This is a genomic window from Bradyrhizobium sp. 18BD (genome assembly GCF_054185225.1).
In genome coordinates this window covers 252252-271902 of sequence record NZ_JAVAYL010000011.1, presented here as the reverse complement: position 1 = coordinate 271902, position 19651 = coordinate 252252, and the positions used below count along the sequence as shown (strand labels likewise).

The window sequence follows — 19651 nt, the reverse complement described above, 5'->3', positions numbered from 1 at the left end:
ATGCACTATGATCTTGGATATTTCGACCTGGAGCAGAAGACCCTGCAACCCCTCGACAACCCGTTCGGCACGAGGTTGTCACCCATCTCTTAGGTACGATCCGTTACCTATGTCTCCGGGCTGGACAGCCTAATAAGTGGCGCGCTCGGAAGGATTCGAACCTCCGACCCTCGGAATCGAAATCCGATGCTCTATCCAGCTGAGCTACGAGCGCTCTGGCCCGAGGTAAGGGCCACAACCGAGAAACGCCGCACCGGGGGCTGACAAGTCAGCACACCTGACGGCGTTCGGACGGATTCGAATTAGCAGAGAGGCTGGCCAATAAAAAGCCCTTCCCGCCTCGAATCGAGGCGGGTCAGAGCCGTTGTTACCAGGTGCTGTTGAAGAAGCCGAACTGCGGCCGCTGCGCCACCATCATCGGCCGGCCATACTGCCCATACTGCGGCCCACCATACTGCGGGGCCGGATGCGCCCTGGCGACCTTCCGCTTGGGCTGAGCTGGGGCCGCCTGGGCCTGCGGCTTCACCTCGCCCTTCCGGGCGGCGGCGTCGGTCTTCACGCTGGGGGTGAACTGGGCGAACGTCTCGCGCACCCGCGCCTTGGCCGACATCTCCGCAAGCGCCGCTGCCGAGGCGGTATCCGGCGGCTGCGGCGCAACGGCTGCGGTCTTCACCACGGGCGCTGCGATCGTCGGCTGGCTGGTGTCGAGCACGACGCGCTCGGGCAGATGCCGGTCGGACCGGATCCGGATCAGCGGCTGATCGTTGCCTGCGGTCGCAACCGCCTCCACAACGGGCGAAGCCGGCGCGACGAAGTTCACCGCGAACAACAGTGCGAGCAAAGCTCCACCGACATAGACGAAATACCGAAAGATGGGCATGGGCCGCACTCCGCCCCCCGCAATCCCCGCGTGGGCTCTTCGCCTTAACAGGCGATACTCTAGTTGGTTCCTGCACCCAGCCTTTGGTTCAAATGGCAACGCCAAGTTTTTCGGCCAAGAGTTGAAGGGAGCCGCGCACGGTAACTTTTCCGCTACCGGAAGACGCCGTCCTTCACGCGCGCCGCGCGGCGACCAGCGCGCATTTCGCCTGATCGGCATTAACGTTGATGAAGCCGACAGCCACGCGCGCAAAGGTTTTGCGGCTCTTCATGTTGACGGTATCGGCGAGCACGCGGCTGCGGTCGGTGAGATGACTGCCATCGCGTCGTGCGAATGCGCAAACGATCTCCAGATCCTTTACGGCATAGTCATTGTCGTTTCGCAGCGTGAACGTCACCAGCGCCTTCGAGCCGAGGCCGCCGCGGCGCCACGTCTGGGAGGAGATCTTGAGACGATCGAGCTCGGCGGATGCGGGAGCCTGAGCCTGGGTGACCGGCGAGATCGCCGTGCCTGCATCGCTTGGTGCAGCTGGCGCGACCGTCGCCACGTCGGACTTCGCCGGCTCGGTGCCGTTGCCTTTGGACAGCGGCAGCAGCATCCAGATGCCGCAGCCGACGATGATGGCCGCCAGCAACCACAGCAGGCTGCGGCCGAATGAGACGCTCGCGATCGTCACCGCCCGCGCCAGTCGCTCACCACTTCCGGCGAAACGTCCGATCCCGATCCGGTCAAACCTCGCGTTCATGGCATCACCGATCGCGGCCTGGGCACGTTCGAACCCGGCCCCGGTCACTGCTTACCTTAATTCGGCAGACGAACTAAGGTTCCCGCGCTTCATGCGAGTCGGCAAGGACGGTGGCGATCACTGCCTCAGGCCGCTAACATGCGCTGCAAACATCAAAGCCCCCGTTGGGAGAACATGAAATGCCAATCGCCGTCACCTGGGATCACGTCCATCTGCGCAGCCCCGATCCGGAGGCCACGGCGAACTGGCTGCGGGACATCCTCGGCGGCGAGGTCGTGAAGGCGCCCGGACGGATCGACGTCAATCTTGGCGGCGCAAAAATCTTCATCGCCGCGCTCGAGGGCGACAACGCCGTCAACCCACCGCCCCCGCACCCGCATCAGGGCCTCGACCATTTCGGTCTCACGGTGAAGGACATCGACGCCGTCGCCGCGGAGATCAAGGCCAAGGGCGTCACCTTCACGCGCGAGCCGACCACGATCCGCCCCGGCGTGCGCATCTGCTTCATCCGCGGCCCCGAAGGCATCTCGATCGAGCTGCTCGAGCGCGACAAAAAATACACCTGACGCGGCGCGCCACATCCGATCGAAGTGACGCCGGGCGCGCTGTCGCCCGGCTAAGTCATGCTACCGGGCATAAAGCAGCGGATGGTGACGCCCATGTAGCCGTAGATCGGCCACACCATGGTGCGCCCCACCCGGTTCGGCTCCGAGATCACGGCCTCCTCGGGAACGTCGACCCAGACGAACTCCTGCTGCTGGCCCTCATGCGCAAAGCCAAGCCGCGGGACGCGGACGCGGTAGTGCCCGTCCTTGCTCTCCCAGTCGGTATCGGAGAGCGCCGAGCCGTCGGCATCGGAGCAACATGGCCCCTTGCCGCTGCGCAGGCCGTCGAACCACGCCTTCAAATCGGCATTGGTGTTGACGAACTGGCCCCGGTCGCGCGCGTGCCCGAAGGGGGCTGCGAGCGCGATCAGAGCCATGGCGCAAGCCAGCCTCGCCACGCTTCGCCAGCGCGTCGTGCTTCCTGTCCTCCATTTTTCGCTTTTGCAATTCGTGGAACGCGCACTGTACAGACGCGGCTCATCGCCGCCGGAATCGATCCAGTTGCTCACGTTTGTCTTGCTCCAGCACCCCGCGGCCAGTGCAACAATGGTTATGCATTTCGCGGGCCAACTTGATTCGCTACGACTGGCCTCGCCCGGCAATGAGACAGTCATCGCGCTGTCACAGACAAGCCGGGACAACTACGGCTTGCGGTGCGCGGCTCTTGTTTCCGGCCGGCAAACTGCCGCGTTGCGCGAGGGAGTGTGCTTTGGCATAAAAGCTCTACCGGTTACGCCATTGGGCGATGGCGGCCGGCCGCGGGACGTGATGAAGAACGGCCTCTATTCAATCCACGTCAACCTGCTCGATGGTCGAGTCGGCAAGGGCAGCGGCGTGATTCTTTTCCGCGACGGCAAGATCCTTGGCGGCGATGCCTACCTCTATTACACCGGCAGCTACGTGGTGAAGGACAGCCACACCTTCAAAGGCGAGGTGCTGGTGCAACGGCACACCTCGCCGCGGGGCGATGACAATCCGCTGTTCGGCGGCCCTGCTCCGGTCGGCATCGGCGTCAGCGGGACCTACACCGATACGCGCGCGGAGATGACGGGCACGGCGCTCGTCGGCAAGGCCAGCCTCATTTTCGGCGCCACCCTGCACAAGCTCGCAGAAGCCGATTAAGTCACCAGCCTATTAGATTACTCCGCCGCCTGCTCCAACGGCGCCGTGCGCGGCAGGATTATCTGGATACGCGTGCCCTCGCCCGGCTCGGAATCGAGATCGAGCCGGCCGCCGAGCCGGTTGGTGACGATGCTGTAGACGATGTGCAGGCCGAGACCGGTGCCGCCCTGATCGCGCCGCGTCGTGAAGAATGGATCGAAGGCACGGCGGCGGACGTCGAGCGACATGCCGCAGCCATTGTCGGAAAAGATGATCTCGACATTGTCCTTGCCGGACTCGCGCACCTGGATGTCGATCGTCCCGGGACGGCCGTCCGGGAAAGCGTGCGCCACCGAGTTGAGGAACAGATTGGTCAGCACCTGCCCGTACGGGCCGGGATAGCTGTTCATGGTCAGCTCCGGCTGGCACTCCACGTTGAGCGTCAGATTGTGCTTGCGCAGGCCGGGCCGCAGACTCATCACCACCTGCTCGGTGAGATCGCCGAGATCGAATGAGCGCTGGTCCGAATAGTTGCGGTCGGCGGCGACCTGCTTGAACGACTGGATCAGCTCGGCGGCGCGGTTGAGGTTGGACACGAGCTGCGAGGACGCATCGCGGCTGGTGTTGAGGAAGTCGTTGAGCGTGGAGCGGCGCAGCTCGCCGCGCTCGACTTCCGATGTGAAGGTCGCAGTCTTGCGCTCCAGCGCGGAGGCGACCGTAAGGCTGATGCCGACGGGATTGTTGACCTCGTGCGCGACGCCGGCGACGAGCCGTCCGAGCGCGGCGAGCTTCTCCGCCTCGATCAGCGAGGCCTGGGTCTCGCGCAGATTGCGCAACGCGGTCTCGGCGGATTCCTTGGCCTTCCGCATCTCCTGCTCGCCACGCTTGCGCTCGCCGATGTCGAGCGCCACGGTAACGATCCGCTCGATCTCGCCCTCGGCGTCGAGCAGCGGCAGCTTGTTGACCAGCCATTGCCGCATGTTGCCGGCGACGTCCTTGTACTCCTCCTCGTAGAAGCCGAGGCCCTTGCGGAGCTTGAGCACGCGCTTGTCGTTCTCGTCGGTCTTGGCCGCGCCATAGCGCGACATCAGGTCCGCGGTGGTGCGGCCGAGCGCGTCGCCGGGCTCGATGCCGAAGATGCCGGCCATGTAGCGGTTCATCAGCACGTAGCGCAGGTCGCGGTCCTTGACGTTGATGACCGCGGGCACAGTGTCGATGACCTGCTGGAGCAGGCGCCGGCCTTCAGCGATGGCGTCTTCCGCCCGCTTCTGGTCGGTGATGTCGCGCAGCGTGCCCTCGTAGCGGACGATGTTGCCGGCCTCGTCCCGCACGCCGGTGGCGCTGTCGGAGAGCCACAGGATGTTGCCGCTGCGCTGGCGCACCTGGTACTCGAACTCGCGCACCATGCCGTCGCGCGCCATCAGCCGCTGATATTCGTCGCGTGCCTCGGGATGGACGTAGATGGTGTGGGCGATGTCGTTGATGCTGTCGATCAGCTGCTGCGGGCTGTCATAGCCCATCATCCGCGCCAGCGCCGGATTGGCGTTGAGGAGGTCGCCTGCGGGCGTCGTGACGTAGATGCCGTCAACCGAGCCCTCGAACAGCTTTCGGTAGCTCTCTTCAGCGAGACGCTGCTCCGTGAGCGCGCGCACTGCCGCCTCGCGCGCGGTGTCGGCCTCCTCCAGCGCGCGGCGGAAGACTTCGGCGGCGCGCGCGATGTCGCCGATCTCGTTGTCGAGGTCGGCGGACGGGATCGAGGTGTCCTTCTCGCCGGCGGCGAGCGCGCGGATCGACCTTGCGATCTTGGCCAGCGGGCGAACCGTCCGGCGCACCACGAAGGCGGCCGCGACCATGCCGATCAGCACGCCGATGGTCCCGAACACGATGCTCTGCCAGCGTGCCTCGGTCAGCGTGCGGGCGAAATCGCGCGACAGCACGTGGCCGCGTCTGGCGCTGACCTCGCGCAGCAACTCGGTGACGCGGCCGATCAGCCGGCCCTCGGTGCCCAGCACCTCGCGGTCGATGTCGGCGATCTGCCGTTCCCGGACTGCCACCGCGATGATCGCCTCGGCGTAGTCGTTCACCGCCGCTTTGAGAGCGGGGTCGGCAACATCCATCGTCCGCATGTTCTGCGCCGCCTGCTCCGCCGCGGACGGGTTGCGCGCCAGCAATCCGAGCGCAATCCGGCTCTGTGCCTCGGACAGGCGGGAGGCAAGCTCGCGGTCCGCGGTGCCGGAGACGGCCGCGTCGAACCGGTCGCGCAGCGGCGGCAGGCCCGCGAGCAGCTGGGCACGGCGGTCGATCAGGGTCGAGATCCGCTCTAGGCCATTGCGGTAGGTCGCAAGGCGCTCGGTGACCCCGTCGATCATGTCCTGCTGCTCGGGCGCGAGCTCGATGCGGGTCTTCTTCAGGATGTCGCTGAGCGTCGAGGCCGCCTCGCCCACCTGCTTGAACTGGATGCCGGCGCCGGGGTCGGTGACGAAGTCGCGCGCGGCGAGCCGCAGCTCGTTCATGCGGCGGTCGATGTCCTCGGCGAGGTCGCCGACGCTCTGCAGCCGCTGCAGTTCGGCGAAGGTGGTGTCGATGTGCCGGATCGCGAAAACGCTCACGGTCGAGGTGACGAGGATCACCGCCAGCACCAAGAGGAAGCCCCCGAACGTCAACTGGCCGATGGACAGCGAAAAAATTCGCTTTTTCTCGGGGGGCGGCGTCAATTCGGCGGACATAGGTGCGTTGAGGACCGGGCTACTGGAAGCCCAATATACGACGTATTGCACGCTGGGGGGAACATGCCTCCCGCCTCGGAATATCCTTAATATCGTAGGCGGCTGCCCGCCCTCGTCACAGGATTTATGACGTTTTGACGCTTGCGGCCTGCCGGGCCGGGATCGTCATGGCGGCAACGCCGAGGACGACGCAGGCAAGCCCGATCCAGGCGGTCCGGCTCAAGGTCTCGCCGAGGAAGGCGACGCTGATGGCGACCCCGATGGGGACGCGCAAATACGCCTGCGCGGTGGTGCCGACCGAGCCGAGGCTCTGGATCAGGCGGAAGTAGATCGCGAACGCCGCTGCGGTCGAAAATATCGCCAGCGCGAGCAGCGCCAGCACGGAACTCAGCGACGGCGACAGCGTCCAGGGCTGCTCGACCACAAGCGAGGCAGGGATCAGCACCGCCGCACCCGCGAGCAGCGAACCCGCCGCAGGCGCCATGGGATCGAGACCTTTAAAACTGCGGCCGAAGATCGCGGCGCAGGCGTAGCAGATCGTGGCGGCGACGATGGCGGCCTCCGCGACGAGGCCGCCGCCGATGTCGCGGAAGGCATCGACGCCGACGATCAGCAGGATGCCGGCCATGCCCGCGACCACGCCGAACAGTTTTCGCGGGGTCGTGGCCTCGTGGCGCGTGACTGCCGCCGTGAGCAGGAACGTGAAGATCGGGCCGGCCGAGTTGAGGATGGTGGCGAGGGCCGCATCGACATGGCGCTCGCCCCAGGCGATCAGCGTCCAGGGGATCACGCTGTTGAGCACGGCCTGGAAGGCGAAGCGTTGCCAGGTCGCGGCATCGGTCGGCATGCTGATGCCCCGCGCCCACATCACGACCACCAGCAGCACGCCTGCGATCGCCGTGCGGGCCGCGATCAGCGTGATCGGCGGGATGGTGGCGACGCCGAGCTTGATGAAAGTGTAGGAGCCGCCCCAGAGCGTTGCGAGCGCGACCAGCAGCGCCAGCTCGACGGCAATGGTGGTATCCTGCCGGTTGTCCATGCGCGCGCTCCGTCCCGTTGTCAGGGGCGGAATCTAGCGCGTCCGCGCTCGCCAATACTTCGCTGGATGTCGAAGTGTCCTAGCCAACCGCGCCGACCTCGAACACCTCGCCGTCATAGCCCGCCTCGCGGGGAATGCGGAGCTGGCGGCCGGTATCGGTCTTGGTCATCACAGGCATCACCGTGACGATCGACAGGCCCCTGGCATGATCGAGCGCAGCGCTCACGCTGCCCTGCTTCGCAAGCCGGATCAGATTGCGCGTGGTCGGGAATGGCAGCTTGAAGCGGCCGCTCTCACCGCCCTCCACCGCCTCGCGCGGCGAGACCCAGATCGAGTCGGTGGACTCGCGGCCATCATGCGCACCGAGCTGGTCGGGCGGTGCGGCCGCCAAGAAGAACCAGGTATCGAAACGTTTGGGCATGCCCTCCGGCGTGATCCAGTGCGCGTAAGGCACGAGCGTATCGAGCGCGAGCTGGAGGCCGTTGTCGGCCAGAATGCTCAGAAAGCTGATCTTGTGCTCGTTGAGCGCAACGCGGTGCTTGTCGGCGATCTCGCCGGCGCGCCTGGCATCGACAGGCGCGCCCGAATCCTTCGCGCGCGCCAGCAAAATGCCGCTCTCCTCAAACGTCTCGCGGATCGCGGCGATCCGAAAACCGCGGTCCGCTTCGCTTAAGCCATCGCCGCCGGAATACAGGTCGGACCGCTTGACGATCTCCTGATCCCCGGCATCGACACTGCCGCCCGGAAACACCAGCGCGCCCGAGTTGAACTCGATCTGATGATGGCGAACCATCATGAAGACCTCGACCTCGTCGCGGCCCTTGCCGTCGACCTTGGCGCCGTCGCGCAACAGGAGGATCGTCGAAGCCGGGCGTGATGCTGATGTCTCGGGCATTCAGTTAACCTGCAGCGCTGGATTGCGGGCCGAGATTGGCGCGCTTGTCGACGCGGGCGACGCGCGACAGCAGATAGTCGACTTCGGCCTTCGCGGCCGGCGTGATGGTCGCGCCGGGCTTGCGCTGAGCGCTGGAGGCGATGATGCCGCGCTTCTGCAGCACGTGCTTGCGCACGGCAAGGCCGGCGCCCGGCTGTTGCTCGTAGCGGATCAGCGGCAGATGCGCGTCGAACAGATCATGCGCGGCATCGCGCTTGCCGGCCTTGGAGAGGTTCACGACGTCGATCAGAAGCTCCGGGAAGGCGTAGCCGGTCATGGCACCGTCGGCGCCGCGCTCCATCTCGAAATCGAGGAACATGCCGCCATTGCCGCAGAGGATCGAGAGCGGACGGAGCGAGCCGTCCTTCTGGAAGTTGCGCAGCGTCGAGATCTTTTCGAGGCCCGGCCAGTCCTCGTGCTTGAGCATCACGCAATTCGGATTGTCCATGACGATCTTGCGGATCACCGCGGAGGTGAAAATCACCGAGAGCGTCAGCGGATAGTCCTGCAGTACCCAGGGCACATCCGGGCCGATCGCCTCGGCCGCCTGCTTGAAATAGCCGATGATCTGGTCGTCGGTGCGCAGCGAGGGCGGCGGCGCAATCATGACGCCGGCGGCGCCCGCGTCCATCGAGGCCTTCGCCAGCGAGCGCATGGTGGCAAAACCCGGCGCGGAGACGCCGACGATCACCTGCATCTTCTTGGCGCGCTTGACGAAGCGCACCGCGACCTGCTCGGCCTCGGCGGCATCGAGCTTCGGCGCCTCGCCGAGGATGCCCAGCACCGTGACGCCGTCGCAGCCGACCTCCTCGTAGAAATCAGTCAGGCGGTCGATCGAGCGCTCGTCGATCCTTCCGTCATCGTGGAACGGCGTCGGCGCGATTGCGAAGGTGCCCTTGGCGTCGGCGGTGAGTTTCATCGTCTTTCCTTGTCTCTCTCTTTGTCGTCATTCCGGGATGGCCCGCAGGGCCAGGCCCGGAATCCATAACCACGATCCGGAGTATGGATCCCGGGCTCACGCTTCGCGTGCCCCGGGATGACGGCCTTCTAAAACCTCCGCGCCCCCATCTTGATCTGCTCCTCGGAGAAGAAGATCTCCTTGGCATGCTCAACGACGTCCTGGGCCTTCCAGCCCGAGTGCGGCGGTTTCCAGCCTTCCATTTCCATCATCCGCATTTCGCGCACGCCGCGGGGCCCGGACACGCCCAGCACCTTGCCGGTCTGGTCGCCCGACAAATCGCTGACCATGTATAGCACGGCCGGCGCGATGCCGTCCGGCCCCAGCGCCGCTGAGGGGTTCTCCTTATAGCGGGGCAGGTCTGCGGTCATGCGGGTCAGGGCGCCCGGGGCCAGCGTCCAGATCCGGATGTTGTACTTGCGGCCCTCGATCGCCAGCACGTTGGACAGGCCCCAGATGCCGCCCTTGGCCGCGCCGTAATTGGTCTGGCCGAAATTGCCGATCAGGCCTGATGTCGAGGAGGTGTTGACGATGACGCCGCCGCCGTTTTCCCGCATCCAGCGAAACACCGGCATGGTGCAACAAAAGGTACCCTTCAAATGGACCTTGATGACCTTGTCCCAGTCGGATTCCGAGGCCTTGGCGAAGGTCTGGTCGCGCAAGATGCCGGCGTTGTTGACCAGGATGTCGGCGCGGCCGAAATGCTTGATGGCGTCGTCGAACACCGACTGGCCGCCCTCCATGGTGGAGATGTCGGCACCGTTGGCGACCGCCTTGCCGCCCTCGGCCTTGATCGCGTCCACCACAAGCTGCGCCATGGATTTGTCCGCGCCGGAGCCGTCACGGGGGCCGCCGAGATCGTTGACGACGACCGAGGCCCCTTCCCGCGCAAACAGCTTTGCATAGGCCTCACCGAGCCCCCCGCCCGCGCCGGTGATCAGCGCAACCTTGCCGTCGAGTAGTCCCATGGTGGCTTCTCCCTGTTTTTGTTTTCTTGCTTCGCCCCTCCCCGCGTGCGGGGAGAGGCCTGAAATCAAACACAGCTTGATTTCAGGGTGAGGGGGAGTCTCCGCGAACTCAACTATCGCCGTCCTCGAGGAGACTCCCCCTCACCCCACCCTCTCCCCGCAAGAGCGGGGCGAGGGAGTGAAAGGCCCGTGCGTTCCTAACCCAGCACCGTCTTGCCGTTCTTGATCACGGTGACGCCGCGCGACTTCACCTTGGCTTCGAACGAGATCGTGTTGCCGTCCTTCCAGAGGTCCATGGTCACGGTCTCGCCGGGATAGACGGGCGAAGAGAACCGCGCGACGTGCTGGCGGAAGGCGCTGGCATCGTAGTCGGCATAGGTCTGCAGCACGCCGCGGCAGGTGATGCCGTAGGTGCACATGCCGTGCAGGATCGGACGCGGGAATCCGGCCTTCTTGGCGAACTCCGGATCCGAGTGCAGCGGGTTGCGGTCGCCGCAGAGCCGATAGACCAGCGCCTGATCCGGGCGCGTGACGATGTCGATGGTCTTGTCGGGCGCGCGCGAGGGGATCTTGTGCGGATCGGGCTGGGTCAGGTTCGGTCCGCCAAAGCCGCCATCGCCCCGGGCGAAGCGCGAGGCGACCAGCGTTGCGAGCTTCTCGCCCTTCTCGTTCTTGAGCACGGTCTGGTGCGCGATGACGACGCCCTTGTCCTTGCCCTTGTCGTAGACCTCGAGCACGGAGGAATCGGCCGTGATGTTGGCGGCGACCGGCAGCGGCTGATGGAAGGTGATGTCGCGCTCGCCATCGACCACCATGACGCGGTTGAGGTTCATCTCGCCCGGCCCCGAGCCCCACGCGGCGACGGAGGCAAACGTCGGCACCACCTTCAGCGGCCGCGGCGTGAACGTACCCTCGTTGACGAAGGCGAGCTCGTTCTCGTCCATGGGATCAGCGCCAAGGCCGATGCCATAGGCGTAGAGCATGACCTCGCGATCGCCATAGGCATATTTCTGGCCGATGTTTTTCAGGCCTTTGAGTTCTTCGTATCTGGCGGACATTTTGTTTGTCTTCCTCCCGGCATTTCTCTCGACGAGCAGCGGCGCTCGTTAATGTGCCCTCTCCCCTTGCGGGAGAGGGCCGCGAGAGCCGTGCGGCAAACTCGTTTGGGTGAGGGGTTGCCTCCTCAGCAAAAGTCTCTCTGTGGAGAGAACCCCTCATCCGGCGCCAAAGCCGAAGCGTCGCTTCGGCGCCCTTTTTAAGGACGGCCGCCAAAGGCGGCCTACGCCACCTTCCCCCGCAAGGGGGGAAGGAAAAAACTAGGCCGGCGTGAAGAAGGGCAGCGGGGCGCCGTCGGTCGGCTTGAACACCACCTTCACCTTCTGGCCGATCTTCAGCTTCTCGAGATCGCAGTCGACGAAATTGGTCTGCACCGACGGTCCCTCCTTCAGAGTCACGTAACCGATCGCATAAGGACCGGTCGGCGACTTCCGCATCAGGCTCCAGGTGTAGATCGTGCCCTCGCCCGAGGCCTCCTCCCACACCGTCTTGTCGGAGTAGCAGAACGGGCAGATCGAGCGCGGGAAGTAATGCGCTTCGCCGCACGCCGTGCAGCGCTTGATCATGAACTTGCCCTGCTTGGCGGCGTCCCAGAACGCGGCGGTCTCCGGATTGGTCACCGGCGCCGGGTACTTTTTTGCTTCGCTCATCACACGCGCTCCAGAATGGCCGTCGAGGCGGCGTGGCGGACGCCCAAAAGGCCGCCGGTACCGTGGGCGATGGCGAGATCGCAATTTTTCACCTGCACCTTCGGATGCGCCTCGCCGCGCAACTGCCTGACGGCCTCGATGATCTTGGTCATGCCGCCGCGGTTGACGGGATGGTTGCTGCAGAGGCCGCCGCCGTCGGTGTTGAACGGCAGCTTGCCGACGCCCGAGATCAGATTGCCGTCGGCGACGAACTTGCCGCCCTCGCCCTTCTTGCAGAAGCCGAGGTCCTCGAGCTGCATCAGCACGGTGATGGTGAAGCTGTCATAGATCGAGGCGTATTTGATGTCCTTGGGCGTGATGCCGGCTTCCTCGAACGCACGCGGGCCGGACCAGATTCCGGCGGAGTATGTGAGATCGAGATCCTTGCCGCCGCGCGGGCCCTTCATCGCCTCGCCATGGCCGATCAGCTTGACCAGCGGCTTCTTCAGGCTCCTGGCGATCTCGGGCGTCGTCACGATCAGTGCACCGCCGCCGTCGGAGACGACGCAGCAATCCATGCGATGCAAGGGATCGGAGATCATCGGCGAGTTCAGGACGTCCTCGACGGTGACGACGTCTTTGAGCATCGCATGCGGATTGTATTGCGCATGATGCGAGGCCGCGACCTTGATCCAGGCGAGCTGCTCGCTCGTGGTGCCATAGTCGTGCATATGGCGCATGGCACACATGCCATAGGCATTGTGCGTGGTCGCGCCGTAAGCGGACTCGAAATCGACCTCGGCGCCGGCTGCACGCGGCGGCATCACGCCGGTGCGCGGCTTGCCGGCCAGCGTGATCAGCGCGATCGAGCACTTGCCCGCGGCGATCGCCTCGGCAGCATGGCCGAGATGGATGATGTAGGAACAGCCGCCGGTCTCGGTGGAATCGACGTGGCGGAGCTTCTTGGTGTTCAGGCCGAGATAATCGACCATCGGCCAGGCGCCGCCGGGCGCGTCGCCCGCGCAGAAATAGCCGTCGACATCGTCCTTGCTGATCCCGGCATCCTCGATCGCGCCCTTGGCGACCTCGGCATGGAGCTGGGCGGTGGATTTGTCCGGCGCATGCCGGGTCGGGTGCTCGTAGATCCCGGCAATGTAGGCCTTGCCCTTGATGGTCAAAACAGAAGTCTCCGCTCGCGTTTCTTCTTGGCTCTTTTTTCTGAACCGCACCGGCCTGATTGGCAAGCGCGGAAATATTCCGTCGGGCGAGAGGGCAGCGGCTTGGCGCAACTCCCCCTTCCGTCATCCCTGCGCGACGGCGAAGCCGTCGTCGCTGGAGGTGCGAGTGATGGGGCGCAGAGCGCCCCATCGGGAGCCTCGAAGGATGAACGGCCGAGATGCCTCGATACCCTTGCCGCGACAGTCGGGCCGTCGTCCTTCGAGGCTCGCCGAAGAGGCTCGCACCTCAGGATGACGGTCCCACATCATGCGCCAGTCTCTCCACCGTCATTGCGAGCGCAGCGAAGCAATCCTGGAGTCTCTCCGCGGATACATTTCTGGATTGCTTCGCTGCGCTCGCAATGACGACCAGACACACCCCCGCATCCTCGCGGCGTATCTCGCCCGAGCTTTGCTTCCGTCCGGCTCCCCTCCTTGAACAGAGGGCGCAGGGAAGACCGGGTGCCGGCTGGGCACCCACGGTCCGCTGTGCTGAGAATGCGCGAAGAACAGATGCACGGCGGCATACAGGTGCGGCCGAACAACCGGCCTTCCCTGCGCAGTGGTTTTACGGCTTATGCCGTGCTCTCCCCGGGGAGCGATGCAATATTGCCCCCGTCGCCTTGCGAGCGATCGCAAGACTTGACGCACAGACCCCGGGCGTCAGGACCACACGATTTTGCCGTACGCGAGACTGCGCCCGTCGTGCACGAGACAATCGCTCGTGCGACGCAGCCCGCGTCCACCGCCACTCACCCCGCGTTTCGTGACGATCGCGATACGCCCCTCTGACTGGGATAAGGTGACGGATGGATACGACAATTCCGAATTTCGGTAAAGTGGAATGTTTTTGCGAATACGCATTGACCCACGGCATGGGTGTCTTGCCCGACGGGCAGCGCAAGGGATGGTGCCAGCCGGATGGGTTCGTAGAGCGGATTAGCCGAAGGCGTAATCCGCTCGACGGGACCTCCCTACTCCGCCGCGATCTGCCGTGGCGCGGGCGGCGGGTTCGCCAAATCGGCGGCGAGCTGGGCGTAGCGGGCCTTGGCATCGGCGACGGCCTTCTCCTTCACCGGACCGTAGCCGCGGATGCGGTCGGGCAGCGACAGGATTTCGACCGCGGTGTCGTGCGTGACGGGCGACAGCAGGCCGAGCACAGTGGCGACGTCCTTTTCGTAGCCGACGATGAGATCGCGCTCGAGCTTGCGGTCGGCGCTGCCGCCGAAGATGTCGAGCGGGGTGCCGCGCAGGAACTTGAATTTCGCCAGCACGCGGAAGCCGTTCAGCGTCCACGGGCCGAAGGCGCGCTTCTTCGGACGTCCCAGCGCATCGACGCCGCGGCTGAGGATCGGCGGGGCAAGGTTGAAGTTGAACTTGAAGTCGCCCTCGAACTGGTCGCGGAGCTGCTGCTCGAAAGCGCCGTCCGAGAACAGGCGCGCGACCTCGTATTCGTCCTTGTAGGCCAGGAGCTTGGCGTAGTTCACCGCGACCGCGCGCGGCAGCGCATCGCCATAACCGCCCTGCTTGGCGGCATCGCGGACCTGATCGATCAGCTTGCGATAGCGCTTGGCGAGACGGCCGTTCTGGTAGGCGGTCAGATGCTTGGCACGGTGCTCGATGACCTCGTCGAGAGTCATCGCATCCAGCGTCTTCGGCGCGGCGACCTCGCCCGTGCCCTTCAGCATCTCCGCAAGGCGCTGGGGCTCGGCGACCGCAAGGCGGCCGAGACGGAAGGCTTCCTTGTTCATCTTGATCGAGACGCCGTTGACCTCGATCGCTTGCTCGATCGATTCCGCCGACAAGGGCAAGAGCCCCTTCTGATAGGCGTAGCCCATCATCATCATGTTGGTGGCGATGCTATCGCCGAGCAGCAGCTCGGCGGGCTTGGTGAAGTCGAAGAAGACGGAGTCCTTATGCAGCGCCGTCTCCAGCAATCCGTTCAGCTTGCGGGTCTGGAAGTTGAAGTCGCGGTTGAGGACGAAATCGGCGGTCGGGATGATGTGGCTGTTGATGATGCCGCGGGTGCGGCTGGTGTCGCACAGCGAGATCGTGTCCTTGGCGACCGCGACCACTTCGTCGGCGGCGAGCACGACGTCGGCCGTGCCGGTGACGATGCGCGAACACGTCACCTCGGCCGGATGGTCCGATAGCCGCACGTGGCTGAGCACCGCGCCGCCTTTTTGCGCCAGACCCGACATGTCGAGGATCATCGAGGCCTTGCCCTCGATATGGGCGGCCATGCCGAGCAGCGCGCCGATGGTGAGCACACCGGTGCCGCCGACGCCGCCGACCGCGATGTTGTAGGGCTTGTCGAGCGTGGGACGCGAGGCCGGCTCGGCAATCGCGCCGATGTCGGAGAGATCAGCCGGCGCGCGGTGGCGCGGCTTGCCGCCGTCCACGGTGACGAAGGACGGACAGAAGCCCTTCAGGCACGAATAGTCCTTGTTGCAGGCGGACTGGTTGATGGCGCGCTTGCGGCCGAACTCGGTTTCCAGCGGCTCGACCGAGATGCAGTTCGACTGCACCGAGCAGTCGCCGCAGCCTTCGCAGACGGCCGGGTTGATCATGACGCGGCGCGCCGGATCTTCCATCAGGCCGCGCTTGCGGCGGCGGCGCTTCTCGGCGGCGCAGGTCTGCACGAAGACGATGGCCGAGGTGCCCTTGTACTCCCGGCACATCTTCATGACGTCTTGCAGCTCGTCGCGGTGATATTTCTTCACGCCCGGCGCGATAGTGTCGGCCGGATAGGCGTCGGGCGATTCCGAGACGAGATAGATCTCGCTGATGCCTTCGGCGTGAAGCTGGGCCATGATCTTCTGCGGCGAAAGATCGCCGTCATGGCGCTGGCCGCCGGTCATCGCGACCGCGTCGTTGTAGAGGATCTTGTAGGTGATGTTGGCCTTGGAGGCGATCGACTGGCGGATGGCGAGACTGCCCGAGTGGAAGTAGGTGCCGTCGCCGAGGTTCGCGAAAATGTGGTTCTCGTTGGTGAAGGGCGCGATGCCGACCCACGGCACGCCCTCGCCGCCCATATGCGTGAAGGTCTCGGTCGAGCGGTCCATCCACAGCGCCATGAAGTGGCAGCCGATGCCGGCGAGCGCGCGGCTGCCTTCGGGGACCTTTGTCGAGGTGTTGTGGGGACAGCCGGAGCAGAAATACGGGGTGCGGGAGACAGGCGCGACCGCCTGCATCTGCGAGGCCTGACGGCCGTTGAACCAGTCGGCCTTGGCGCGGAGCATCTCCGCGATCTCAGGGTTGAGATTAAGTCGAAGCAGCCGCTCGGTGAGCGAGGTCGCAAGCGAGGCAACGCTGAGCTCGGCGGAGAAGGTCAGGAAGCGCTTGTCGTGCTCGTCCATCTTGCCGACGATGCGCGGGCGGACGTCGTCGCGCCAGTTGAACAGCTCCTGCTTGACCTGGTTCTCGACGATCTCGCGGCGCTCTTCGATGATGAAGATCTCTTCGAGCCCGACGGCGAACTGGCGGACGCCTTCCGGCTCCAGCGGCCAGGGCATGCCGATCTTGTAGAGACGAAGGCCGATCTTGGCGGCGACCTGTTCGGTGATCCCGAGCTCGCGCAGCGCCTGCCGCACGTCCTCGTAGCTCTTGCCCGAGGCCATGATGCCGAAGCGCGCGTTCGGCGAATCCATAGTGACGCGGTTGACCTTGTTGGCGCGGGCAAAGGCGATCGCGGCAAAGCCCTTGTAGTCCTGCAGGCGGCGGTCCTGCTCGAAACGGTCGTCGGGCCAGCGCAGATTGAGGCCGTCCGGCGGCAGCTCGAAATCGGTCGGGATGATGAAGGGTTTCATCTCGTCGGTGAGATCGATCTCGGCGGTGGTCTCCACCGTCTCCGTGATCACCTTCATGCCGACCCAGCAGCCCGAATAGCGCGACATCGCGATGCCGAGCAGGCCCATCTCGATCATCTCGTGGATGCTCGACGGATAGAGATACGGCATCAGGGCCGACATGAAGGCATGGTCGGACTGATGCGGGACGGTCGAGGACTTCGCGCCATGGTCGTCGCCGGCCAGGCACAGCACGCCGCCGTTCTTGGCGGAGCCCGCGGCATTGCCGTGGCGGAACACGTCGCCGCAGCGGTCGACGCCGGGGCCCTTGCCGTACCAGATGCCGACCACGCCGTCGTATTTGGCGCCGGGCGAGAGGTTGAGCTGCTGCGAGCCCCAGACGGCGGTCGCCGCGAGGTCCTCGTTCACGCCGGGCTGGAACTTGATGTTGTACTGCTCGAGATGCTTGCGCGCGGCGAAGAGCTGCTGGTCGTAGCCACCGAGCGGCGAGCCGCGATAGCCTGAGATGAAGCCTGCAGTGTTGAGGCCGTTGGCGCGGTCGCGCCGGATCTGGGCCATCGGCAACCGGACCAGGGCCTGGATGCCCGTGGTGAAGACGTGTCCGGTTTCCTGGGTATATTTTTGATCGAGACTGATCGGACCCTGGTTGATGCCCATGCTGTCCTCTTTCCACGCCCTGTTCAGGTCTTTGTCACTTAAGATCGCTTAAGCCGTTGCCTGCCCGTTGTTTTTAGCTAGGGCGCGCCGACCACCTGCGCCACTCTATGTCGGATATTTAACGCGGCGCATCACAAATCTGGACCAAAGCGAGCGCCGGGTAAAAATCGCAATTTCGTGGCCTGAAAGGCGCCGGGCTTTTTCAATTTGTGTCACCATACCCCCGCCGTCGCGAAATGACGTGACGTCCCGATCGCGCAGGATGCGGGCGATTGGTCGCAGGAGAGACCGAGCATGCGGACGATTCTGGCTGTGATCGCGTTGTGCAGTGCGATTGCGAACGCGGCCCTGGCCGCCGAGCCGTCGCCTGAGCTGATCGCCTATGGCAAGACGCTGGTCGAGGCCGGCGGCTGTGCGGGCTGCCACACCGCCGATCCGGCCAAGCCGTTCGCAGGCGGCAAGCGGATCGACACGCCGTTCGGTGCGATCTATTCGCCGAACTTGACGCCGGACCGCGACACCGGGATCGGCGCCTGGGCGGACGCCGATTTCACCCGCGCGCTGCGCTACGGCATCGCGCCTGACGGCTCCAACTATTACCCGGCGTTCCCCTATCCCTACTTCACCAAGATGACCAAGGACGACACGCTGGCGATCCGCGCCTATCTCGGCACGCTGGCGCCGGTCGCGAACCGCAACAAGCCGCCGGAGCTGCGCTGGCCGTTCGGCCATCGCGGCCTGATGCGGATCTGGAATGCCGCGTATTTCAACCCCGGCCTGTTCGAGCCGGACCAGAGCCAGAGCGCGGCGTGGAACAGAGGCGGCTATCTCGTCACCGGGCTCGGCCATTGCGGCGCCTGCCACACGCCGAAGAACTATTTTGGCGCGGACAAGACCGCGCAGGCGTTCTCCGGCAACGAGGTCGGCGGCTGGTACGCGCCAAGGCTCGATGGCGCGGCGCGCACCGGGCTGAAATCGTGGAGCGCCGAGGACATCGCCGAATATCTGCAGAACGGGCGCAACGCGAAAAGCCATGCCGGCGGGCCGATGGCCGAGGTGATCGTCAATTCGACGGCGAAGATGAGCGATGCCGATGTGCGCGCGATCGCGGAGTACCTGAAGGACCTGCCGCCGTCGCGGCGCGAGACCATCGTGACACCGCTCGAGGATGCCGAGATGAAGGCCGGCCAGGCGGTCTACGCAAAGCTCTGCATCGCCTGCCATGAGGCCGACGGCTCGGGCGCGCCAAGGATCTATCCGCCGCTGCCCGGCAACGCGCTGCTGCAATCGGTCAATCCGGCCTCGACCTTGCGCATCATCCTCGACGGCGCCCACACCGTGACGACGCCGCGCGCGCCCAACACCGGCGAGATGCCGGGATATGCCAGGCAATTGTCCGATGCGGAGATCGCCGCGGTGACGAACTACATCCGCAATTCCTGGGGCAATGCCGCCCCGCTGGTGACGCCGTCGCAGGTGGCAAGGGCGCGTCGGCAGGAGCCGTAGCTGGCGCTCTCTCCCCGTCATTGCGAGGAGCGAAGCGACGAAGCAATCCAGAATCCCTCCGCGGAAAGGTCCTGGATTGCTTCGCTGCGCTCGCAATGACGTGGATAGAGTGAGACGATGTAACCTCTACCTCTCCTCATCCCCCGTGAACACGAATTTCGGCATCTCCCATTTGTAGCGCACCGCCAACAGGCGGAAGCTGATGCCGAGGATGAAGGTCAAAATGGTCCAGAGCTCGGCATTGAGCTTGAGGCCGAACGCGGTGGCGTAGAACAGGCCGGTCACGACCGAGACGCTGGCGTAGAGCTCGGAGCGAAACAGCAGCGGCACGTCGTTGCAGAGCACGTCGCGGAGGACGCCGCCGGCGCAGCCCGTCACCATGCCGGAGACGATGACGATCGGGAGCGTGGCATCCATCTGCCAGGCGACGTCGCAGCCGGCCATGGTGAAGACGACGAGGCCGATGGCATCGAGCACGATGAAGGCGACCTTGAGCCGATGCACGAGCCGCGCCATCAGGATGGTGAGAAAGGCCGCGCCGCCGGCCAGCGCGAGATAGATCGGATTGGCGACCCAGGCCAGCGGATAATGCCCGAGGAAGAGATCGCGCAGCGTGCCGCCGCCGAGCGCGGTGATGCAGCCGAGGAAGCAGACCCCGAGCCAGTCCATGCTGCGCCGGCCCGCGGCGAGCGCAGCGGTCATGCCTTGCGCTGCGATGGCAACCAGCGACAGGAAATGCAGCACACTATCGCTCGGCGGCAGGCTCCACATCGTCTTGTCCCCTCCTCCCCGTGATGGAACTTATGCGCGGGGTTCCCAAC

General features: G+C 65.1%; 16 protein-coding genes and 1 tRNA gene. 3 read left to right on the top strand and 14 right to left on the bottom strand.

Features of this window, described 5'->3' with window-relative positions:
• Positions 1–137: 137 nt before the first annotated feature.
• The 3 genes from RAD16_RS21640 to RAD16_RS21630 form a co-directional block, all read right to left on the bottom strand.
• Positions 138–214: transfer RNA gene (locus tag RAD16_RS21640), tRNA-Arg, on the bottom strand.
• A gap of 153 nt (positions 215–367) precedes the next feature.
• Positions 368–880, bottom strand: a complete 513-nt coding sequence (locus RAD16_RS21635; protein WP_458159883.1) for a hypothetical protein — start codon at positions 878–880, stop codon at positions 368–370.
• A gap of 172 nt (positions 881–1052) precedes the next feature.
• Positions 1053–1625 carry a hypothetical protein gene (locus tag RAD16_RS21630; RefSeq protein WP_458159882.1) on the bottom strand — a complete coding sequence of 191 codons (573 nt, stop codon included), beginning with the start codon at positions 1623–1625 and terminating at the stop codon, positions 1053–1055.
• A 179-nt stretch (positions 1626–1804) separates the two neighbouring features.
• Here RAD16_RS21630 and RAD16_RS21625 point away from each other — a divergent pair, with 179 nt between their 5' ends.
• Entirely contained in the window at positions 1805–2191 is a 387-nt protein-coding gene (locus RAD16_RS21625) for a VOC family protein (RefSeq protein WP_458159881.1), read from the top strand.
• Positions 2192–2241: 50 nt separating this feature from the next.
• Here RAD16_RS21625 and RAD16_RS21620 read toward each other — a convergent pair whose 3' ends face one another.
• Positions 2242–2739, bottom strand: a complete 498-nt coding sequence (locus RAD16_RS21620) for a hypothetical protein (protein ID WP_458159880.1) — start codon at positions 2737–2739, stop codon at positions 2242–2244.
• Positions 2740–2998: 259 nt separating this feature from the next.
• Between RAD16_RS21620 and RAD16_RS21615 the strand changes: the two genes are divergently transcribed.
• Positions 2999–3352, top strand: coding sequence for a GrlR family regulatory protein (locus tag RAD16_RS21615; RefSeq protein WP_458159891.1), 354 nt, complete (start codon positions 2999–3001; stop codon positions 3350–3352).
• A 17-nt stretch (positions 3353–3369) separates the two neighbouring features.
• Here RAD16_RS21615 and RAD16_RS21610 read toward each other — a convergent pair whose 3' ends face one another.
• The 9 genes from RAD16_RS21610 to RAD16_RS21570 all read right to left on the bottom strand — a co-directional run bounded on the left by RAD16_RS21610 (position 3370) and on the right by RAD16_RS21570 (position 17324).
• Positions 3370–6057 carry a PAS domain S-box protein gene (locus tag RAD16_RS21610; RefSeq protein WP_458159879.1) on the bottom strand — a complete coding sequence of 896 codons (2688 nt, stop codon included), beginning with the start codon at positions 6055–6057 and terminating at the stop codon, positions 3370–3372.
• 124 nt (positions 6058–6181) lie between these two features.
• Positions 6182–7096 (bottom strand): DMT family transporter, encoded by a 915-nt coding sequence (locus RAD16_RS21605; protein WP_458159878.1) that lies wholly within the window; start codon positions 7094–7096, stop codon positions 6182–6184.
• 79 nt (positions 7097–7175) lie between these two features.
• A complete protein-coding gene (locus tag RAD16_RS21600; RefSeq protein WP_458159877.1) occupies positions 7176–7991 on the bottom strand; it encodes an NUDIX hydrolase in 816 nt (271 codons plus the stop codon).
• A 4-nt stretch (positions 7992–7995) separates the two neighbouring features.
• A complete protein-coding gene (locus RAD16_RS21595) occupies positions 7996–8949 on the bottom strand; it encodes a dihydrodipicolinate synthase family protein (protein ID WP_458159876.1) in 954 nt (317 codons plus the stop codon).
• 128 nt (positions 8950–9077) lie between these two features.
• Positions 9078–9956, bottom strand: a complete 879-nt coding sequence (locus RAD16_RS21590; RefSeq protein ID WP_212486467.1) for an SDR family oxidoreductase — start codon at positions 9954–9956, stop codon at positions 9078–9080.
• 197 nt (positions 9957–10153) lie between these two features.
• A complete protein-coding gene (locus RAD16_RS21585) occupies positions 10154–11014 on the bottom strand; it encodes a MaoC/PaaZ C-terminal domain-containing protein (RefSeq protein ID WP_458159875.1) in 861 nt (286 codons plus the stop codon).
• Between the two features lie 258 nt (positions 11015–11272).
• Entirely contained in the window at positions 11273–11662 is a 390-nt protein-coding gene (locus tag RAD16_RS21580; RefSeq protein WP_028154920.1) for a Zn-ribbon domain-containing OB-fold protein, read from the bottom strand.
• Complete coding sequence (locus RAD16_RS21575) at positions 11662–12819, bottom strand: thiolase domain-containing protein (RefSeq protein WP_018322309.1); 1158 nt, start codon at positions 12817–12819, stop codon at positions 11662–11664. The genes RAD16_RS21580 and RAD16_RS21575 overlap by 1 nt, the downstream gene beginning before the upstream one ends.
• A gap of 1013 nt (positions 12820–13832) precedes the next feature.
• Entirely contained in the window at positions 13833–17324 is a 3492-nt protein-coding gene (locus RAD16_RS21570; protein ID WP_458159874.1) for an indolepyruvate ferredoxin oxidoreductase family protein, read from the bottom strand.
• Positions 17325–17618: 294 nt separating this feature from the next.
• Here RAD16_RS21570 and RAD16_RS21565 point away from each other — a divergent pair, with 294 nt between their 5' ends.
• The gene (locus RAD16_RS21565; RefSeq protein ID WP_458159873.1) at positions 17619–18830 is read left to right on the top strand and encodes a c-type cytochrome; all 1212 of its coding nucleotides are present in this window, start codon (positions 17619–17621) and stop codon (positions 18828–18830) included.
• A 126-nt stretch (positions 18831–18956) separates the two neighbouring features.
• Here the strand turns inward: RAD16_RS21565 and RAD16_RS21560 are convergent, their stop codons facing one another.
• A complete protein-coding gene (locus RAD16_RS21560) occupies positions 18957–19601 on the bottom strand; it encodes a trimeric intracellular cation channel family protein (protein ID WP_458159872.1) in 645 nt (214 codons plus the stop codon).
• Positions 19602–19651 lie beyond the last annotated feature (50 nt).

What these genes read in the sequence shown, in the direction of transcription:
- RAD16_RS21635 (WP_458159883.1), bottom strand. Translation starts at nt 880, where the DNA reads ATGCCCATCTTTCGGTATTTCGTCTATGTCGGTGGAGCTTTGCTCGCA.
- RAD16_RS21630 (WP_458159882.1), bottom strand. Translation starts at nt 1,625, where the DNA reads ATGAACGCGAGGTTTGACCGGATCGGGATCGGACGTTTCGCCGGAAGT.
- RAD16_RS21625 (WP_458159881.1), top strand. Translation starts at nt 1,805, where the DNA reads ATGCCAATCGCCGTCACCTGGGATCACGTCCATCTGCGCAGCCCCGAT.
- RAD16_RS21615 (WP_458159891.1), top strand. Translation starts at nt 2,999, where the DNA reads ATGAAGAACGGCCTCTATTCAATCCACGTCAACCTGCTCGATGGTCGA.
- RAD16_RS21610 (WP_458159879.1), bottom strand. Translation starts at nt 6,057, where the DNA reads ATGTCCGCCGAATTGACGCCGCCCCCCGAGAAAAAGCGAATTTTTTCG.
- RAD16_RS21605 (WP_458159878.1), bottom strand. Translation starts at nt 7,096, where the DNA reads ATGGACAACCGGCAGGATACCACCATTGCCGTCGAGCTGGCGCTGCTG.
- RAD16_RS21600 (WP_458159877.1), bottom strand. Translation starts at nt 7,991, where the DNA reads ATGCCCGAGACATCAGCATCACGCCCGGCTTCGACGATCCTCCTGTTG.
- RAD16_RS21595 (WP_458159876.1), bottom strand. Translation starts at nt 8,949, where the DNA reads ATGAAACTCACCGCCGACGCCAAGGGCACCTTCGCAATCGCGCCGACG.
- RAD16_RS21590 (WP_212486467.1), bottom strand. Translation starts at nt 9,956, where the DNA reads ATGGGACTACTCGACGGCAAGGTTGCGCTGATCACCGGCGCGGGCGGG.
- RAD16_RS21585 (WP_458159875.1), bottom strand. Translation starts at nt 11,014, where the DNA reads ATGTCCGCCAGATACGAAGAACTCAAAGGCCTGAAAAACATCGGCCAG.
- RAD16_RS21580 (WP_028154920.1), bottom strand. Translation starts at nt 11,662, where the DNA reads ATGAGCGAAGCAAAAAAGTACCCGGCGCCGGTGACCAATCCGGAGACC.
- RAD16_RS21570 (WP_458159874.1), bottom strand. Translation starts at nt 17,324, where the DNA reads ATGGGCATCAACCAGGGTCCGATCAGTCTCGATCAAAAATATACCCAG.
- RAD16_RS21565 (WP_458159873.1), top strand. Translation starts at nt 17,619, where the DNA reads ATGCGGACGATTCTGGCTGTGATCGCGTTGTGCAGTGCGATTGCGAAC.
- RAD16_RS21560 (WP_458159872.1), bottom strand. Translation starts at nt 19,601, where the DNA reads ATGTGGAGCCTGCCGCCGAGCGATAGTGTGCTGCATTTCCTGTCGCTG.